Origin of the sequence: Ruoffia tabacinasalis (genome assembly GCF_005864045.1) — a bacterium.
GTDB lineage: Bacteria > Bacillota > Bacilli > Lactobacillales > Aerococcaceae > Ruoffia > Ruoffia tabacinasalis.
The window spans coordinates 1-2,568 of the sequence record NZ_VBSP01000084.1 but is presented as its reverse complement, the minus strand read 5'-3'; the positions used below and the strand labels follow the sequence as shown (position 1 = coordinate 2,568).

Annotated in this window: 1 protein-coding gene; it reads right to left on the bottom strand. The window is 52.6% G+C overall.

The window, feature by feature from the left end; all coding sequences use genetic code 11:
- Positions 1–1,026: 1,026 nt before the first annotated feature.
- The gene (gene aadA1, locus FEZ33_RS11945; RefSeq protein ID WP_001206316.1) at positions 1,027–1,818 is read right to left on the bottom strand and encodes an ANT(3'')-Ia family aminoglycoside nucleotidyltransferase AadA1; all 792 of its coding nucleotides are present in this window, start codon (positions 1,816–1,818) and stop codon (positions 1,027–1,029) included.
- Positions 1,819–2,568 lie beyond the last annotated feature (750 nt).

Here is a 2,568-nt window from a genome sequence, read left to right as displayed (position 1 = left end):
GTACTGGATGCATCTGCAGGATATCGCGGCCGCTTAATTAACTGGCCTCATGGGCCTTCACTTCACTGCCCGCTTTCCAGTCGGGAAACCTGTCGTGCCAGCTGCATTAACATGGTCATAGCTGTTTCCTTGCGTATTGGGCGCTCTCCGCTTCCTCGCTCACTGACTCGCTGCGCTCGGTCGTTCGGGTAAAGCCTGGGGTGCCTAATGAGCAAAAGGCCAGCAAAAGGCCAGGAACCGTAAAAAGGCCGCGTTGCTGGCGTTTTTCCATAGGCTCCGCCCCCCTGACGAGCATCACAAAAATCGACGCTCAAGTCAGAGGTGGCGAAACCCGACAGGACTATAAAGATACCAGGCGTTTCCCCCTGGAAGCTCCCTCGTGCGCTCTCCTGTTCCGACCCTGCCGCTTACCGGATACCTGTCCGCCTTTCTCCCTTCGGGAAGCGTGGCGCTTTCTCATAGCTCACGCTGTAGGTATCTCAGTTCGGTGTAGGTCGTTCGCTCCAAGCTGGGCTGTGTGCACGAACCCCCCGTTCAGCCCGACCGCTGCGCCTTATCCGGTAACTATCGTCTTGAGTCCAACCCGGTAAGACACGACTTATCGCCACTGGCAGCAGCCACTGGTAACAGGATTAGCAGAGCGAGGTATGTAGGCGGTGCTACAGAGTTCTTGAAGTGGTGGCCTAACTACGGCTACACTAGAAGAACAGTATTTGGTATCTGCGCTCTGCTGAAGCCAGTTACCTTCGGAAAAAGAGTTGGTAGCTCTTGATCCGGCAAACAAACCACCGCTGGTAGCGGTGGTTTTTTTGTTTGCAAGCAGCAGATTACGCGCAGAAAAAAAGGATGTCAAGAAGATCCTTTGATCTTTTCTACGGGGTCTGACGCTCAGTGGAACGAAAACTCACGTTAAGGGATTTTGGTCATGAGATTATCAAAAAGGATCTTCACCTAGATCCTTTTAAATTAAAAATGAAGTTTTAAATCAATCTAAAGTATATATGAGTAAACTTGGTCTGACAGTTATTATTTACCCACCACTTTGGTAATTTCGCCTTTCACGTAATGCACAAATTCTTCCAGCTGATCCGCACGGCTGGCCAGACGATCTTCTTCCTGGCCCAGATACGCCTGACGCGCTTCCAGAATCACCGGCTGATACTGCGCCGGCAGACGTTCCATGGCCCAATCCGCCGCCACATCTTTCGGCGCAATTTTGCCGGTCACCGCGCTATACCAAATACGGCTCAGGGTCAGCACCACGTTGCGTTCATCACCCGCCCAATCCGGCGGGCTGTTCCACAGGGTCAGGGTTTCGTTCAGCGCTTCAAACAGGTCCTGTTCCGGCACCGGATCAAACAGTTCTTCCGCTGCCGGACCAACCAGCGCCACGCTATGTTCACGCGCTTTGGTCAGCAGAATGGCCAGATCGATATCAATGGTCGCCGGTTCAAAAATGCCGGCCAGAATATCGTTACGCTGCCATTCGCCAAACTGCAGCTCACGTTTCGCCGGATAACGCCACGGAATAATGTCATCATGCACCACGATGGTCACTTCCACCGCACGCAGAATTTCGCTTTCACCCGGGCTCGCGCTGGTTTCCAGCAGATCGTTAATCAGCGCACGACGGGTGGTTTCATCCAGACGCACGGTCACGGTCACCAGCAGATCAATATCGCTATGCGGTTTCAGGCCGCCATCCACCGCGCTGCCATACAGATGCACGGCCAGCAGGGTCGGTTCCAGATGACGTTCAATCACGCCCACCACTTCAGACAGCTGGGTGCTCACTTCCGCAATCACCGCTTCACGCATAATGTTCAGTTTGGTTTTCGGACGGCTGCCCTGCTGGGTCACATCGTTGCTGCTCCACAGCATCAGGCAACGGCCCACCGCATAACGCGCCTGCTGTTTGCTCGCACGCGGCATGCTCTGCACGCCAAAAAAGCAATCATAGCACGCCATAAACACCGCCACCGCACCATTACCGCCGCTACGTTCGGTCAGGGTACGGCTCCAATTACGGCTACGCATACTCTTCCTTTTTCAATATTATTGAAGCATTTATCAGGGTTATTGTCTCATGAGCGGATACATATTTGAATGTATTTAGAAAAATAAACAAATAGGGGTTCCGCGCACATTTCCCCGAAAAGTGCCACCTAAATTGTAAGCGTTAATATTTTGTTAAAATTCGCGTTAAATTTTTGTTAAATCAGCTCATTTTTTAACCAATAGGCCGAAATCGGCAAAATCCCTTATAAATCAAAAGAATAGACCGAGATAGGGTTGAGTGGCCGCTACAGGGCGCTCCCATTCGCCATTCAGGCTGCGCAACTGTTGGGAAGGGCGTTTCGGTGCGGGCCTCTTCGCTATTACGCCAGCTGGCGAAAGGGGGATGTGCTGCAAGGCGATTAAGTTGGGTAACGCCAGGGTTTTCCCAGTCACGACGTTGTAAAACGACGGCCAGTGAGCGCGACGTAATACGACTCACTATAGGGCGAATTGAGTGAAGGCCGTCAAGGCCTAGGCGCGCCGGATCCCCCGGGCCATACTAGTACTGGA

What these genes read in the sequence shown, in the direction of transcription:
- aadA1 (WP_001206316.1), bottom strand. Translation starts at nt 1,818, where the DNA reads ATGCGTGAAGCGGTGATTGCGGAAGTGAGCACCCAGCTGTCTGAAGTG.